Genomic DNA, 16,870 nt, shown 5'->3' with positions numbered 1-16,870 from the left:
ACCCGCGCTGCCACCAGACGCGCTCAGGCGATGACGGTGACCATGAAGTACACCGGCCGGCGGGTGGGAAAGTATTCCTGCCCGTTCTCGTCGACCATCTTCCAGCTGACCCAGCACTTCCCGGGGCGCTTAGGCGCGGTGACCGGAACACTGATCATCACCTTCTCGCCCGGTGGCGTGTCGCCGATCGCCACCCGGTCCGGCACCTGGCAACCGTCGGCGTCGGCGGTGGGGTTCGTCCGCGCCAGGAAGCGGTTGTGCCAGACGACCTTCCCCACGTTCTGGAGCGACCACACCTTCACGAACTGGGAGTTGACCTTCACCTGCGTACCGTCGGGGATGGTCTCGTCGGCGATGAACTTGCTCGAATCCCCGGGGATCAACGAGTCCGAGAACGCCGCCGATGACGGCGACGCCGTCGCGGTGCCGGAGCCGCCCGCGGTCGACCGGTCGCGGACGGTGACACCCAGCGCGGTGGCCACCGCCACCACCACGATCACCCCGGCAGCGGCGAGCCACGGCATCCGGCGCCGACGGGCACCGGCGACCTCGTCCTCCGCTGCCTGCGGGTGCTCCGCGATCCGCAGCACGCGCTGGTCCTCGGGTGCGAGGTTCGAGGACGCGGCGATGGCGGGCACGCCGGTCGCCGGGGCGCCTCCGGCGTCGGGCGTCTCGGCGGCCACCACCTCACCCGTCACACCGTCCACAGTGTCCGGCCCATCGGATCCGACCGAAAGGTCTGAGGCGATGGCGTGCACCGTCACCGCACGCTGGGCGTCCTCCCATCGACGCCGCCACTGGACCTCGTCGGCCTCGCAGGCCCGGACGAACTCGCGCGTGGTCTCCCACGAGGGAAACCTGGTGCCGGCGGCAGCCTCGTGCAGTGTCGTGTGTGAGATCCGGCCCGACCGCCCAGCCATCTTCCGGAATGACGGGTCGCCCACGGATGTCCGCAGCGCCCGCAACTGTTCGGCGAACCTTTCGGCTGCCATGCGGTCCGGAATCGACCCGGCGGCAGCACGCTGGTCTTCCATCTGTCCCCCATGTCAGACGCCGTCGTCAGGCGTTGTCAGAGCGTGTAAGAGGGTACCGAACGGGCCTCGGCGGTCATCAATGTGGTCGACGACGACACCGGGGCGCGACGACTCCGGTGCATTGAAGGAGATCATCGATGAAGAGCCTTTCCCGACGTGGCGTGCGCATCCTCGCGGCCGCCGGGCTGGCCATGCCCGCGGTGCTGGCGTTCGCCGGACCCGCCCACGCCGAGACCAATCCGCGCTGCGCGGGTTCGGTGCAGATCGGCGCGACGGCGTACGTCACCGTCGGCGGGCAGACCGCCGCGTCGGTGAAGCAGTACAAGGGGTGCGGCAAGAACTACGCGTACACGTACGTGTGGCAGCAGTACCGGGCGACCCACGGCTCGTACCAGGTCTGCACCTCGATCGTGACCGGCAGCACGCTGCGCGACCTGCAGTGTTCGAGCGGCCCGGACGTCTGGTCACTCGGTGCCAACACGCTGTCGGTGTGCACCCGGGCCCTCGGCGGGATCTCGGACGTGGCGCAGAAGGAGACCGAGGTCCGCTGCTGACCCGGTGAACTCGACGTACGGCCCGCCGGGATGGCGATCCCGGCGGGCCGTACGGCGCGACCGGTCACCGCGTCACGGGCAGGGCCTCCGTGCGCAGACGTCGATGACCCTGCCGGTGAGCAGGAACGCCGCCTTCTGCTTCTGAGCTGGGGCCTGGGCGCGCGGGAACTCGTGCGGGTCGTCGCCATACTCCGGCCCGGCCGGGGCGAGGTTGGTCGGCGGTGGCGCGTACGCCGCGCCGCTGTTCCAGATCACCAGCGCCGAGCCGGTGTACGGGTAGCTGCGGATCGGCGCGATCCCCCAGTACGGCCGCACGTCCAACGACCAGCCGTCGGCGAGCGCGGGGGTGTGCAGGCGGGCGCCGATGGTGCGCGCCTGGACCTCCGCCGCGGCGGGCGAGACCTGGTGGTCGCCGAAGGCGACGTGCATCAGCACCTGGTGTGCCGGGGTGCCCGGCAACGGCCGGTCGGTCAGGTGTTGGGCGTACCCGTTGGCCTCGGACCGGTCCCACAACATCTGCAGTAGCGCGAGGATCAGCTGCTGGTCGACCTTGTCCGGGTAGTAGCCGTCCATGATCGTCTGGAACGGCGCGAAGTCCACGCTGCGTTGCAGCAGCGTGGAGTAGTTCATCGCCGGTACGCCGAGCACCGACCGGGTCCAGTCCTGGGCGATGGCGGTGAGCGCGCCGCCGTTGATGCCACCCTGGCTGTTGCCGTCGTAGTGCAGCCCGCCAACCCGGTTGATCAGCGGCCGGGCGGTGGCGTCCCGGAACGCCGGGTGGGCGGCGAACCCACCCGGGTGGATCATCGCGCGGCCCAGGAAGAGGAAGTTCAGAAAGCTCTGCTGCAACCGGTCCGCCACGGCGGGGAAGGCGCTGAGGTCGGCGAAGGCGCCCGCCACGTAGGGGACGTCGGCGGCGGCCATGCCGATCCAGCTGGTCGCGCAGAAGGTGAAGTTGTGGGTGTTCGACATCGTCCTGACGTTGCCGGCGTTGATCTCGGTGGGTCTGCCGAGCAAGCCGTGGCCGTAGAGCGAGAGGTGCGCCGGCTTCGCGGCCGAGGCGCTGCGCGGGATGTTGCAGACGAAGTCCGCCGCCAGCGTCGCGCCGGACGGCGTGGGCAGGGCGTTCGGCGTCGGTGGTGTCGAGCCGCCGGTCGGCCCGTAGTGCAGCCGGGAGCCCGGGCCGCCGTCACCGGTGAGATAGGACGGTACGCCGATCGTGCCGGTGACCTGCCGGGCGATCAGCGGGTCCTGCTCGGGCAGGTAGTCGGTCACCTGTGTGACGGTGAACGACGGCGCGGCCCGACCGAGCGCGGCGAACGCGCCGTCCCGGACCGCCAGCATCCGCCCGGTCAGACCCTGCCGGCTGGCCACCGTGAAGTCCCAGGCGAGATAGAGGCTCTGCCGCTTGACGCCGATCCTGGTCAGGTCGGCGAGAATCCGCCTCATCTGCGGGACCCGACCGTCCCGGTGACCGAGGCCGGCACCGCTCACGTACGCCGAGAACGTCTTCGGCGCCGGGATCAACGCCCCGCTGCCGGTACGCAAGCCGCGCAGGCCGACGACGTACCGGGTCCCCTCGGTCAACGCCACCGCCGGCCGGATGATCAGCAGTTGCCGGTCGGTCTGGCCGGCGGCGTGCGCGTCCAACTCGGCCCAGTACGGCGTGCGCCTGCCGGTCCGGGCGTTGAGCAGCACGATCGGCGCGTCCGGCGCCAGCGAGCGGCCGATGTCGGTGACCGGCGCGATCCCGGTCGCCGTGGCGTCGAGGCCGGGAACCCGCACCAGGATCGGCGAACCGGGGCTGAACCCGTCCTGCCGGTTCCACTCGGTCGGGTCGATCGGCGTCCCCTGCACGTTGGCGGGCATCGCGGAGGCCGCGAACCGCACCCGCTTGCCGGTGGGGCTGGTCCGGTCCGGCACGGTGAAGAAGTCGTTCGGGAACGGCAGCAGGCACGCCGTCGGGTCGATCGGGTCGCAGGCCCGCTCCCCCGGCGGCGCGGGAGTCGTCGGCGGCGCCGCGACGGCGGCCGCCCCGAGCAGGACCGCGCCCGCAGTCACCAGCACGGACACGGCCAGACGGAGCCGTACGGGTGTGGTCACGGACATCTCCTTCGACGCTGGACGGTGGGTCGACGCAGAGGCCGACGACGATGGGTGGAGGTGGTGTTCTTCCTACGCTCGTGAATGAGTCTCAGCAAGACCGCCGTCTCCAGCCACCCGGCCGGACCGCTGTGGTGGTGGACACGAAAACGCTGCTTCGCGGCCACTTTCGCAAGGTGCGACGTAGCGTTGAGGGCTGCCCAGGGCGGGTCCGCATGCCGCACGCCTGGTTGACGCCGACCCCGAGGTGACGATGGTGAACTCCCGGTGACCGTGACGACTGATTCGCGACCGGTCACGCATGCGCCGAGGGCCACCGCGTCGGTGGCCCCCGCGGTGTTCCGCTCCTGCTCGGCTCCGGCCCGCCGCACGCTGGTCGACATCCTGGACGAGACCGTGCGCGCGCACCCCGACGCCCGCGCTCTCGACAACGGTGGCACCGCGCTGACGTACCGCGAACTGGCCGACGAGGTCGAGGCCGTCCGGACGTCGCTCACCGGGCACGGCATCGGCGTCGGCGACCGGGTGGGCGTCCGGATCTCCTCCGGTACGGCCGAGCTGTACCTGGCGATCCTCGGAGTGCTCGCGGCGGGTGCGGCCTACGTTCCGGTCGACGCGGACGATCCCGAGGAACGCGCCGAACTCGTGTTCGCCGAGGCGGGCGTCGCCGCGGTGCTCGGTGACGGGCGGGCGGTCGCGCTCCGCCGTACCCCCGTGGGCCGCGCCGCCCGGCCCGGCCCGGACGACGACGCCTGGATCATCTTCACCTCCGGCTCGACGGGCACCCCGAAGGGCGTCGCGGTCAGCCACGGCGCGGCGGCGGCCTTCGTCGATGCCGAGGCGCGGTTGTTCCTCGCGGGTGAGGCCAGTGCGGCGATCGGCCCGCAGGACCGGGTCCTGGCCGGGTTGTCGGTGGCGTTCGACGCGTCGTGTGAGGAGATGTGGCTGGCGTGGCGGCACGGCGCCTGCCTCGTACCGGCCGCGCGGTCACTCGTGCGCAGCGGCGTCGACCTCGGCCCGTGGCTGGCCGAGCAGCGCATCTCGGTGGTGTCGACGGTGCCGACGCTCGCCGCGTTGTGGCCGGTCGAGGCGCTGGAGGAGGTCCGGCTACTGATCTTCGGTGGGGAGGCCTGTCCGCCGGAGCTCGTGCAACGCCTGGCCGTCGAGGGCCGCGAGGTCTGGAACACCTACGGGCCGACCGAGGCGACCGTGGTTGCCTGCGCCGCGTTGATGACCGGCGAGGGGCCGGTACGCATCGGGCTGCCGCTGGCCGGCTGGGAGCTCGCGGTGGTCGACCCGGCCGGCGAGCCGGTCGCGATGGGCGAGACCGGCGAGCTGGTGATCGGCGGGGTGGGACTTGCCCGCTACCTGGACCCGGGCAAGGACGCCGAGAAGTTCGCGTCACTGCCCGCGCTCGGTTGGCAGCGGGCGTACCGCAGCGGCGACATCGTCCGGGCCGAGCCCGAAGGCCTTCTGTTTCTCGGCCGCGGCGATGAGCAGGTCAAGCTCGGTGGACGCCGGATCGAGTTGGGTGAGATCGACGCCGCGCTGCAGGCACTGCCGGGAGTCGGGGGTGCGGCCGCAGCGGTGCAGCGCACCGCCGCGGGCAACGAGCTGCTGGTGGGGTACGTGGTCCCGCACGACGACGTCACGTTCGACGCCGCGGCGGCGGCGCTGCGGATCCGTGCGCAGCTGCCGGCCGCGCTCGTGCCGCTGCTGGCCGTGGTGGATGCGCTGCCGACCCGGACGTCCGGCAAGGTGGATCGCGCCGCGCTGCCCTGGCCGCTCGCCAGCACGCAGGACGCTGCGGACGAGCTGACCGCGACCGAGGACTGGCTCGCTGGCGGCTGGGAGGAGATCCTGGGCGTACGCCCCACCGAGGCGGACGCGGACTTCTTCAACCACGGCGGCGGCAGCCTCAACGCGGCGCAGCTGGTGGCCTGGATCCGGCGTCGGCATCCGCAGGTCTCGGTGGCGGACATCTACCTGCACCCGAGGCTCTCGCGGCTGGCGGCGGTGCTCGACGCGCTCGACACCACGACGGCGACGCGCCGGGAGGTCCGGCCGACGCCGCGCCGCGCCGGGCTGGTCCAGGCCGTGCTGATGGTGCCGATGCTCGCGCTGGTCGGGCTGCGCTGGCTGACCGTCCTGGCCGCCCTCGGCAACGTCGTCGCCCTGCTCGCTCCGGCACCCTGGGCGCCGGCCGTGTCCTGGTGGTGGGTGGCGCTGGGCTGGGCGGTGCTGTTCAGCCCGCTCGGCCGGATCGCCCTGGCCGCCGCCGGAGCGCGACTGCTGCTGCGCGGGGTACGCCCGGGCAGCTACCCGCGCGGGGGCAGCGTCCACCTGCGGCTGTGGGCCGCCGAACGGCTCGCCGAGCTGACCGGCGCCACCAGCGTCGCCGGCGCCTCCTGGATGCTCACCTACGCCCGGGCGCTCGGCGCGCAGATCGGCGCCGACGTCGACCTGCACTCCGCGCCGCCGGTCACCGGCCTGCTGAAGCTCGGTCGCGGCGCGGCCATCGAGCCGGAGGTCGATCTGTCCGGCCACTGGGTCGACGGCGATGTCGTCCGCATCGGCAAGGTACGCGTCGGTGCGGGCGCCCGGGTCGGGTCCCGTAGCACCCTGATGCCCGGCGCTCGGGTCGGCAAGGGCGCACGCATCGCCGCCGGCTCGACGGTGACCGGCGCCGTACCGTCGAACCAGCTCTGGGCCGGCTCGCCGGCCGCGCCCGCTGCCAAGGAATCGGCCGGGTGGCCCGGGCAGCGACCCCCGCGGTCGCGGACGGGGGCACGCCTCTGGCCGATGGCGTACGGGCTGACCGCCCAGTTGCTGGGGCTGGTACCGGTCGTCGCCGCCGTGCCTGCGCTCGCCCTGCTCGGCTGGACGCTGGCCGTCCGAGCGACCGTCGGCGCGGTGCTGGCCACCGTCGCGGTGGCGACCGTCGCCTACGTCGTGGGCTACGCGCTGCTGGTGCTCGGGGCCGTCCGTGCGCTCAGCATCGGCCTGCGCGCCGGGTACCACCCCGTGCAGGGGCGGGTGGCGTGGCAGGTGTGGACGACCGAGCGGCTGATGGGGATGGCCCGGGTCGGGCTGTTCCCGCTCTACGCCAGCCTCTTCACGCCGGTGTGGCTGCGGCTGCTCGGCGCCGCCGTGGGGCGCGGAGTGGAGGCGTCCACGGTGCTCGCGCTACCGGCGATGACCACGGTCGCCGACGGGGCCTTCCTGGCCGACGACACCATGGTCGCCACCTACGAGCTGAGCCACGGGTGGATGCACGTCGCCCCGGCCCGCATCGGCAAGCAGGCGTTCCTCGGCAACTCCGGGATGGCGGCACCCGGCCACTCGGTGCCCAAGCGGGGGCTGGTCGGCGTGCTGTCGTCGGCGCCGTTCAAGGCGAAGAAGGGCTCGTCGTGGCTCGGCGCTCCGCCGATGCCTCTGCGTCGTACCGTGGAGGAGGCCGATACCAGCCGCACCTTCGACCCGCCGGTCCGGCTGAAGCTGGCCCGGGCCGCGATCGAGCTGTGCCGGATCGTCCCGGTGATGTGTGCCGCCTCGTTGGCGGTCGGCGTCCTGGCCGTGCTCGCGTTCGCCTGGCGGACCGCCGGGTGGTGGGCCGCCGCGCTCGCCGCCGGGCCGGTGCTGCTGGGTGCGGCGATCGTCGCCGCCGCCCTCGCGACGGTGGCGAAGTGGCTGCTGGTCGGGCGGTTCCGGGTCGCCGAGCGTGCGCTGTGGACCTCCTTCGTGTGGCGCAACGAGCTCGCCGACACGTTCGTCGAGGTCCTCGCCGCGCCGTGGCTGGTCCGCTTCGCGACCGGCACGCCGCTGCTCACGGCGTGGCTGCGTACGCTCGGTGCGAAGATCGGCCGGGGCGTCTGGCTGGAGACCTACTGGCTGCCCGAGTACGACCTGGTGCGGCTGGGCGACGGTGCCACGGTGAACCGCGGTTGTGTGGTGCAGACCCACCTGTTCCATGATCGCGTGATGAGCATGGCTGAGGTGACACTGGGAGCGGGAGCCGCACTGGGCCCGCACGGCATCGTCCTGCCCGGCGCGAGCATCGGCGCGCGCACCACTGTCGGGCCCGGTTCGCTGGTGACCCGGGGCGACGCGGTGCCCTCGGACAGCCGGTGGCTGGGCAACCCGATCGCGACCTGGCCGGCTCCGGCCGAGCGGCCGGCATGACTCCGAAGGCGTCGGCGGCACGCGGCGCCACGCCCGGTGCCGACCGCTCTGGCGACTCGTACCTCCCCGAGCACGGCAACGGCGGATACCGGGTGGTGCACTACGACCTCGACCTCGACTACCGGGTCGTGTCGAACCGGCTCGCCGGCCGGGCGGACATCACCGCGGTGGCCGTACAGCCGTTGTCGCGGTTCACGCTCGATCTCGGCCGGCTCCGCGTCCAGGACGTCCGGGTGAACGGACGCCCGGCGAAGTACGCCCACCGGCCGGACAAGCTGCAGATCAAGCCCGAGCGGCCGATCGGCGCCGGGGAGAGCTTCCGGGTGGACATCCGGTACGCGGGCAAGCCGGTGCCCATCTCCGGTCGCTGGGGCGACCTCGGGTGGGAAGAGCTCACCGACGGGGCGCTCGTGGCCAGCCAGCCGAACGGATCACCGTCCTGGTTCCCGTGCGACGACCAGCCCGGCGCCAAGGCGACCTTCCGGGTGGCGGTCACGGTCCCCTCCCCGTACACCGTCCTGGTGACCGGTGATCCGGTGTCCCGGCGGCGCGGCGCGGGCAGCACGACCTGGGTGTACGAGCGGCCCGAGCCCACCTCGCCGTACCTGATGAGCGTCCAGATCGGCCGCTACGAGCTGGTCGACCTGGCTGCCGGCGGAGTGGTGCAGCGTGCCGCGATCCCGCCCGCACTGCGCCGGGAGGTCGCCCACGACTTCGGCCGGCACGGCGAGATCATGATGGCGCTGCAACGGCTCTTCGGGCCGTACCCGTTCCGGGAGTACGTCGTCGTGGTCGCCGACGACGAACTCGACGATCCCGTCGAGGCGCAGGGCATGGCCGTCTTCGGGCGCAACCACGTCGACGGGCGGCGCACGCATGAGCGGCTCGTCGTGCACGAGCTGGCCCACCAGTGGTTCGGCAACAGCCTCACGGTGGCGGACTGGCGGCACATCTGGCTCAACGAGGGCTTCGCCACGTACGCCGAATGGTTGTGGTCCGGCGTCGGTGGCGCTCTGCCGACGGACGCCCTGGCCGCGCAGTGGTACGCGTGGGTCGCGGACCGACCCCGGGATGTCATCGTCGCGGATCCCGGCGTCGACCGGATGTTCGACCCCCTGGTCTACAAGCGTGGCGCGCTCACCGTGCACGCCGTGCGCAAGCGGGTCGGCGACGAGTCGTTCTTCGCGCTCCTGCGGACGTGGGTTGCCGAGCACCGGCACGCGACCGTGACCACCGAGCAGTTCCGGTCGCACGCCCAGCGCTTCGCCCGTGAGCCCCTGGACGGCCTGTTCGCCGCCTGGCTGGACAGCCCGGCGCTGCCCCCGTTACCCCGCTAACCCAGGCCGCCAGGGATCCTCCCTAGATCCACCAAGTCGGTAATCGGACTCAAGTCCCACCCGGCCGTGGGAACACGGCTGGCCACCCGAGCGCCTAGCGTCACGCCCAGGGCGATCAAAGGGGTGCGCATGCCGGGTCCGGACGTCACGCCACCCGCCGTCACCCTGCCCAAGGGCGGCGGCGCGGCGCGGGGGATCGGCGAGAAGTTCGCCGCCGATCCGGCGACCGGGGCCGGTTCGATGACCGTTCCGATCGCGTCCAGCCCCGGCCGCAACGGCTTCGGCCCGCAGTTGGCGCTGGGCTACGACTCGGGTGCCGGCGACGGCCCGTTCGGTCTCGGCTGGAGCCTCGGGCTGCCCGCGATCACCCGCAGGACCGACACCGGCATTCCGCGGTACGACGAGACCGACGTCTATCTGCTGTCCGGCGCCGAGGACCTCACACCGGTGCTGAAAGAGGCTGACGACCATTCGTGGGTGCCCGAGCGGCTGTCAGACCGGAGGGTCGGTGCGGCGACCTACGCGGTACGGCGTTACCGCCCCCGGGTGGAGGGGCTGTTCGCCCGCATCGAGCGGTGGACCAATGTGGACGATGCGGCGGACGTCTTCTGGCGGTCGATCTCCCGCGACGACGTGACCACCTGGTACGGCCGGACCGCGGAGTCGCGTATCGCCGACCCGGCCGACCCACGTCGGATCTTCAGCTGGCTGATCAGCGAGACCCACGACGACAAGGGTGACCTGATCGCGTACGGATACCGGGCGGAGAACGACGAGCGGGTCGACACCACACTGGCGTCCGAACGGAACCGCACGCGCGGAGCGAACCGGTACCTGAAGCGGGTCCGCTACGGCAACCACCGGCCGTACCTGCCCGTACTCGGTCCGGAGGCGGCCTGGCCGGCCCTACCCGGCGACGACGAGTGGTTCTTCGAGCTGGTCTTCGACTACGGCGACGAGGACGGGGTCTGGCCGGCACGCAAGGACCCGTTCTCGGTGTACCGCGCCGGTTTCGAGGTACGCAACCACCGACTGTGTCAACGGGTGCTGATGCTGCACCACTTCCCCGACGTACCCGAGGTCGGCGCGGGCTGCCTGGTCCGCTCGACCGACTTCGACTACTCGCACGACCTGCTCACCAAGCTCACCATCGTGACCCAGCGCGGCCATCAGCGCCACGCCGACGGCTATCGGACCCGGTCGCTGCCACCGGTGGAGTTCGGCTACACCGAGGCGCAGGTCCAGGGAGAGTGGCGTGAACTGGCCGGCGACAGCCTGGACAACCTGCCGGTCGGGCTCGACGGCGCGCAGTACCGCTGGATCGACCTGGACGGGGACGGGCTGCCGGGCGTGCTCACCGAGCAGGGCGGGACCTGGTTCTACAAGCGCAACCGCAGCGAGGCCGGTCTGGGGCCGCTCGAGGTCGTCGCGTCCCGCCCGGCGCTGGCGTTGGCCGACGGCGCGCAGTTCCTCGACCTGGCCGGGGACGGCCGTCCGGACGTCGTACGGTTCACCGGGCCGGTTCCGGGCTTCCAGGAGCGCGACGGCGACGGCTGGGGCGCCTTCACCGCCTTCCGGTCCCTGCCGGGCGTGGACTTCGGGGATCCGGAGGTGCGGCTCGCCGACCTCGACGGCGACGGGCTCGCCGACCTGCTGGTCGCCGAGCCGGAGGCGATGAGCTGGCACCAGTCCCTCGGCGAGAACGGTTTCGGGCCGCGCCAACGGATCCCGGCCGTACGAGACGTGGATCGCGGCCCGGACCTGGCCCTGGCCGACATGAGTGGCGACGGGCTGAGCGATTTGGTCCGGATCGGCAACGGCGAGGTCTGCTACTGGCCGAACCTGGGCCACGGCCGCTTCGGTCCGAAGGTGACCATGGACGGGGCGCCGCGGTTCGACCGACAGGACCGCTTCGATCCGCACCGGGTGCTCCTCGCCGACGTCGACGGCTCGGGCCGGACCGACATCATCTATCTGCACGCCGACGGGATCCGGGTCTACCTGAACCGGGCCGGCAACGGCTGGACCGAGGCGGTGCCGCTGCCGGCCGGTCCGTCGGTCGGCGCACCGGCCGGGGTGCACGCGCTGGACCTGTTCGGCAACGGCACCGCCTGCCTGGTGTGGTCGTCTCCCCTGCCGGCCGACGCCGGACGACCCGTGCGTTACCTCGACCTGATGGGCGGCCAGAAACCGCATCTGCTGGTCCGCGCGCGTAACAACCTGGGCACCGAAACCGAGATCGAGTACGCGCCGTCGACCCGGTACTACCTGCGGGACCGGGCGGCCGGCACACCCTGGGTCACGCGACTGCCCTTCCCGGTACACGTCGTCTCCCGGGCCACGGTTCGCGACCGCTGGCTCGGGACGAGCTTCACCAGCACCTACAGCTATCACCACGGCTACTTCGACGGGCCGGAGCGCGAGTTCCGCGGGTTCGGCCGGGTCGAGCAGGTCGACGTCGAGGATTACGGCACGTTCGCCGCGGCGAACCCGGCCAGTCCGTACGTGACCGCCGACCACCGTCTCTACCAGCCTCCGGTCAAGACCATCACCTGGTTCCACACCGGTGCGCCGGCCGGCGAGCGGGCCCTGCACCAGCTGACCAGCGAATACCGCCGTTTCCCCGGGCCGTTCAGCGAACGGGTGCTGCCCGAGCCGGACCTGCGGGACCTGGGTGTCACCACCGATGAGCGCCGCGAGGCGCTGCGGGCCTGCAAGGGCGTGGTGCTGCGCCAGGAGGTGTACGAACTCGATGCCGTCGCCCTGCAACGGGGTCGATCCGAGCCGGTCCGGCTCTTCTCGGTGACCTCGCACTCCTGCCGGATCGAACTGGTGCAGCCGAGGGGCCCCAACCGGCACGCGGTCTTCCACGTCACCGACGGCGAGGAGGTGACCTACCACCACGAACTGGACCTGCGCGATCCGGCGAGCCAGCCGGACCCCCGAATCAGCCACCGCCTCAACCTGGAGGTCGACGAGCTCGGCAATGTCCGGCAGACCGTGACGGTCGGCTACCCGCGGCGGCCGCCGACCCCGACGACACCCGATCCACTCCTGCCCGACGGGGCCGCGGCGCTCATCGCGGCCGTCCAGGGCGAGATGCACGTGACCTACGCACGGATGGGCTACACCGGCGACGTGGTGGCCGACCCGGACGACTACCGGCTGCGGTTGCCCTGTGAGACGCGGACGTACGAGGTGACCGGGGTCTGGCCGGCGGGCGACTACTTCACCCCGGACGAGGTGCTGCTCGCCGTGACCAGTGCCGCGACGATTCCCTCACACGTGCTGCCCGACCGGAGGACCGCGCAGAAGCGGCTGGTCGGGCACGACCGGTCGGTGTTCTTCACCGAGACGCTGGACGCCGCACTGCCCCTCGGTGAGGTGACCGCCCGCGCGCTGCCGTACGAGACCTATTCGCTGGCCCTGACCGATGGCCTGCTGACGGCGGTGTTCGACGACCGGCTCACCGCCGAGGTCACCGTGGTGCTGGACGACGAGGCGACCAGCGGTTACCGCCATGAGCCGGAATCGGGTCACTGGCGCTGCTCGGGCACGGCCGGGTTCCAGGCCACCGCGGCACAGCACTTCCTGCTGCCGGAGCGCTACACCGACCCGTTCGGAAACGTCACCCTGCTGGAGCACGACCCGCACGACCTGTACCTGCGGGCGAGCACGGACGCCCTGGGCAACCGCACGGAGGTCGTCGGCTTCGACTTCCGGGTGCTGGCGCCGGACGAGATCGAGGACGTGAACGGCAACCGTTCCCAGGTCCGCTTCGATGTGCTCGGCCGTCCGGCGGCGCTGGCGATGAGTGGCAAGGCGGGCGAGGGCGAACGGCTCGGCCCGGCCGACGACGACCTCGATGCGGCCGAACTGGCCGCGTTCTTCGGCACCGACGACTACGACCCGGCGCGTGCCGTGGCGTTGCTCGGTGAGGCGACCACTCGCTACCTCCACCACCTCGGCGAGACCGTTCGGGACGGCGAGGTCGTCTGGGGTGAGCATCCGTCCTGCGCCGCCGTGATCACGCGGGAGCAGCACGCGGATCTGCCCGGCGGTGGGGTGCAGACCGCGTTCGAGTATTCCGGCGGCACCGGCGGCACCGTGGTCCAGAAGGTCCAGGCCGAACCGGCCACGGCGGGCGGGCCGCTGCGCTGGGTGGGGAACGGTCGGACGGTCCTCAACAACAAGGGCAAGCCGGTCAAGCAGTACGAGCCGTACTTCAGCCCCGCCTCGGTGGGCCACCGCTTCGAGGACCCGCCGGAGACGGGTGTCACGCCGGTGCTCTTCTACGACGCGGTCGGCCGACTGGTCCGCACGGACCACCCGGACGGGACCTGGAGTCGCGCCGAGTTCTCACCGTGGCAGGTCGCGGCGTACGACCCGAACGACACCGTGCTCGAACCGGACAACGCCTGGTACTCCCGGATGAGCACGTCCACGGCCGGGCCCGAGCGCCGGGCCGCGCGGATGGCGGCCGGACATGCCGACACCCCGCCACACAGCGTGCTCGACAGCCTCGGCCGGACCGTGCTGACCGTCGACCACAACCGCACCGCCACCGGGGACGTCAAGCACGTCACGTTCACCAGGCTGGCGGCCGACGGGCAACCGCTCTGGGTGCAGGACGCGCGCGGCAACCGGGTCATGCAGTACGTGACGCCGCCGTCAGCCGCCGGCCCGTACCGCCTCGACCACCCGGAGAACCTCGCTCCGACCGGTGGCGCTCCCGGCTACGACCTCGCCGGGGAATCACTCTTCCAACACGGGATGGACGGCGGCGGGCGGTGGCTGCTGCCGGACGCCGCCGGCAAGCCGCTGTTCGCCTGGAACAGTCGCGGATTCCGGTCGCGCTCGACGTACGACGCGCTGCACCGACCCGTCGGCGTCTTCGTCCGGGCGTCCGGCGACACGACCCTCGCCGGCACCGACCGGGACCCGGACCAGCCGCCCGGGCCGGAGGTGCTGGTCGAGTGGCGGCTGTACGGCGAGGCGCATCCCGACCCGGCGGCGAACCTACGCGGACGCCCGCACCGGGTCTTCGACGGCGCCGGCACCACGGTCAACGAGGCGTACGACTTCAAGGGCAACCTGCTCGCCGGCAGCCGCCGCTTCGCCGCCGACCACCGGGGCGTACCGGACTGGTCGGTCCTGCACGGCCTGGTCGATCCCGACCAGGTGGCCGCCGCCGCCGAGCCGCTGCTGGAGCCGGGGCCGGCCCGCACCACCCGGATCAGCTACGACGCACTGAACCGCCCGGTGGTGGTGACCACCCCGGACGGCAGCGTCCGCCGGACGACCTTCGATGTGGCGGGCCTGCTCGACCGGGTCGACGTGGAGCTGTCCGGCGTGGCCACGTCGTTCGTGACGAACGTCGAGCACGACGCGCGTGGCCGACGGCAGCGGATCGACTACGGCAACGGCGCGACCACCAGCTACGAGTACGACCCGCTGACGCTGCGCCTGACCCGGATGCGGACGACCCGTCCGGGTGGTCCGGACGCCACCGCGTCGGCGCTCTTCGTCAGCCCGGCCGTGGTGCAGGATCTGCGCTACACGTACGACGCCGTCGGCAACATCACCCGCATCGAGGACGCCGCGCTCGGCACGACGGTCCAGGCCGGCAACTCGGGCGACTATGCCTACGACGCGCTCTACCGTCTGGTCGCGGCAAGCGGCCGGGAGCACCGGGGGCAGACCGACTTCGCGGCCGACGCCGACGGCGCCGGGCTGCGGGACCATCCGTTCGCCGGCCTCCGGATCCATCCGAACGATCTGCAAGGGTTACGCGGTTACGTCGAGCGCTACGAGTACGACGCGGTGGGCAACATCGAGCGGGTCGCGCACCATGACGGTGGCGACGTCGACCAGCCCGGCCCGGTGCGCTGGCAACGACGCCACCGGTACGCGGCGGACAGCAACCGGCTGCTCGCCACCAACCGGCCCGGCGATCCCGACGGCACCTATTCGGCGGCGTACCCGCACGACGCCCACGGCAACATCACCGGCATGTCGCACCTGCCGCTGATGCGGTGGGACTACCGGGACCGGCTGTGCGCGGTGGCCCAGCAGGTGGTCAACGACGGGCTGCCGGAGATCACCTACTACGTCTACGACTCGGCGGGCCAGCGGGTCCGCAAGGTGACCGACACCTCCGGGGGCGACCGCAAGAGCGAACGGTCCTACCTGGGCGACTACGAGATCTACCGGGAGTACGGCGCGGCCGGTGCCGTGTCGCACGAGCGCGAGACGCTCCAGGTGAGCGACGACAAGCGGCGCATCGCGTTGGTCGAGACCGCCACCACGCCGGCCGCTCCACCGCGGCTGCGCTTCCAGTTCGGCAACCACCTCGGCTCGGCGAGCGTCGAGCTGGACGAGGCCGGCAACCTGATCGACTACGAGGAGTACCACCCGTACGGCACGACGGCGTTCCAGATCGGTCGCTCCGCCGCGGAGGTCAGCCTCAAGCGTTACCGCTACACCACCAAGGAACGCGACGACGAGAGCGGCTTCGGCTATCACGGCGCACGCTACTACGCGCCCTGGCTGGGCCGTTGGATCAGTACGGACCCGGCCGGCCTGGTCGATGGCCCCAACCTCTACCAGTACGTCTCCGGCAGCCCGGTCGGCGACACCGACCTGACCGGCACCGAGGGCGACAGCAACGCGCACACCAGCACCTACACCCCCTCCAGACCGCAGTTGACCAGCACCGACGACGCCCTCAACCATCTGGCCTCGCTCGCCCCGGACTGCAAGGTGAGCAACGTCGACCAGGACAAGACGCTTCCGGTGGCGCTGGTCGTGCGCGGCGACAAGATGGTGATGGTGGTCAACGGCAAGGAGGTGTCCAGCCAGCGGGCCCCGACGGACCAACCGGATCCGGAGCCCTCGGCCCCGTCGGACTGGCCGGACAGCGTCCCGGACGAGGGCGGTCACAGTGGCTACTTCGCCGCCGGCGCCGCGTACGGCTGGCTACAGCACCAGGCCGGGATCAGCGGCATGCTGAAGATGCCCTGGGACATCACCGGCGCCCACCACGATCCGAAGGACGAGGCCGCGTTCGCACAGGGCGCCGCCTGGGCCCTGATGCTGGCGTCCACCCTCGACATGGCGACCGCCCTCGCCATGGCGACCGAGATCGCTCTGGCCGAGGCGACGCCATGGCAGTTCGGTGGCCTCGGCAAGAATCCGCAGTTGGCGCTGGCCGGCGATATCGCGATGGTGCGAGTCAACGCGATCGAGGCGCGAGCCGTGGCGAGCGGCGCCGCGGCCACCTTGCTGATGAAGAAGTACGGCGGCGGTTCGGCGCCGGCGGGACCGGACAAGGGCGACTACCGCGGCCGTTACAACCAGGGGCGCATCCAGCAGGGCAAGAAACCGCTGCCGGCGGAGTACGACGCGCACCACCGCATTCCGCAGGAATACCGCAACCGCCCCGATTTCAAGGACTTCGACTTCGACGCTCCGTCGAACATCCGGGGGGTCAAGGGCTGGCGTGCCGTCGGCGCGGGCAAGGCCCGGGCCAACTACCACGGTGAGATCACCGAGTGGTGGCGGCAGTTCCGGCTGCAGTTCCCGTCGGCCACCCGTACCCAGATCGAGTGGTTCGCGAATCAGATCGACAAGGGCTACGCGCGCTACTACTTCCGATGAC

6 protein-coding genes are annotated in these 16,870 nt (G+C 71.9%); 4 read left to right on the top strand and 2 right to left on the bottom strand.

What is annotated here, in order from left to right:
• Positions 1–23: 23 nt before the first annotated feature.
• Positions 24–992 (bottom strand): NBR1-Ig-like domain-containing protein, encoded by a 969-nt coding sequence (locus ACFQGL_RS24440; RefSeq protein WP_377514734.1) that lies wholly within the window; start codon positions 990–992, stop codon positions 24–26.
• A 179-nt stretch (positions 993–1,171) separates the two neighbouring features.
• On the opposite strand from ACFQGL_RS24440, the gene ACFQGL_RS24435 reads away from it, so the two are divergent.
• A complete protein-coding gene (locus tag ACFQGL_RS24435; RefSeq protein WP_377514733.1) occupies positions 1,172–1,588 on the top strand; it encodes a hypothetical protein in 417 nt (138 codons plus the stop codon).
• 72 nt (positions 1,589–1,660) lie between these two features.
• Here ACFQGL_RS24435 and ACFQGL_RS24430 read toward each other — a convergent pair whose 3' ends face one another.
• Positions 1,661–3,697 carry a hypothetical protein gene (locus tag ACFQGL_RS24430; RefSeq protein ID WP_377514732.1) on the bottom strand — a complete coding sequence of 679 codons (2,037 nt, stop codon included), beginning with the start codon at positions 3,695–3,697 and terminating at the stop codon, positions 1,661–1,663.
• Between the two features lie 261 nt (positions 3,698–3,958).
• Between ACFQGL_RS24430 and ACFQGL_RS24425 the strand changes: the two genes are divergently transcribed.
• The 3 genes from ACFQGL_RS24425 (at position 3,959) to ACFQGL_RS24415 (ending at position 16,869) form a co-directional block, all read left to right on the top strand.
• A complete protein-coding gene (locus ACFQGL_RS24425) occupies positions 3,959–7,873 on the top strand; it encodes a Pls/PosA family non-ribosomal peptide synthetase (protein WP_377514731.1) in 3,915 nt (1,304 codons plus the stop codon).
• Positions 7,870–9,210 (top strand): M1 family metallopeptidase, encoded by a 1,341-nt coding sequence (locus ACFQGL_RS24420; protein WP_377514730.1) that lies wholly within the window; start codon positions 7,870–7,872, stop codon positions 9,208–9,210. Before ACFQGL_RS24425 ends, ACFQGL_RS24420 begins: the two co-directional genes overlap by 4 nt.
• 129 nt (positions 9,211–9,339) lie before the next feature.
• Positions 9,340–16,869: a SpvB/TcaC N-terminal domain-containing protein gene (locus ACFQGL_RS24415; protein WP_377514729.1), complete on the top strand. Its 7,530-nt coding sequence runs from the start codon at positions 9,340–9,342 to the stop codon at positions 16,867–16,869.
• The last annotated feature ends 1 nt before the right edge of the window (position 16,870 follow it).

Source organism: Micromonospora vulcania, from assembly GCF_042658605.1.
Taxonomy (GTDB): domain Bacteria; phylum Actinomycetota; class Actinomycetes; order Mycobacteriales; family Micromonosporaceae; genus Micromonospora; species Micromonospora vulcania.
Note: the sequence above shows the minus strand (reverse complement) of the source record. Positions and strands in the feature narration are given on the sequence as shown.

What these genes read in the sequence shown, in the direction of transcription:
- ACFQGL_RS24420 (WP_377514730.1), top strand. Translation starts at nt 7,870, where the DNA reads ATGACTCCGAAGGCGTCGGCGGCACGCGGCGCCACGCCCGGTGCCGAC.
- ACFQGL_RS24430 (WP_377514732.1), bottom strand. Translation starts at nt 3,697, where the DNA reads ATGTCCGTGACCACACCCGTACGGCTCCGTCTGGCCGTGTCCGTGCTG.
- ACFQGL_RS24435 (WP_377514733.1), top strand. Translation starts at nt 1,172, where the DNA reads ATGAAGAGCCTTTCCCGACGTGGCGTGCGCATCCTCGCGGCCGCCGGG.
- ACFQGL_RS24415 (WP_377514729.1), top strand. Translation starts at nt 9,340, where the DNA reads ATGCCGGGTCCGGACGTCACGCCACCCGCCGTCACCCTGCCCAAGGGC.
- ACFQGL_RS24440 (WP_377514734.1), bottom strand. Translation starts at nt 992, where the DNA reads ATGGCAGCCGAAAGGTTCGCCGAACAGTTGCGGGCGCTGCGGACATCC.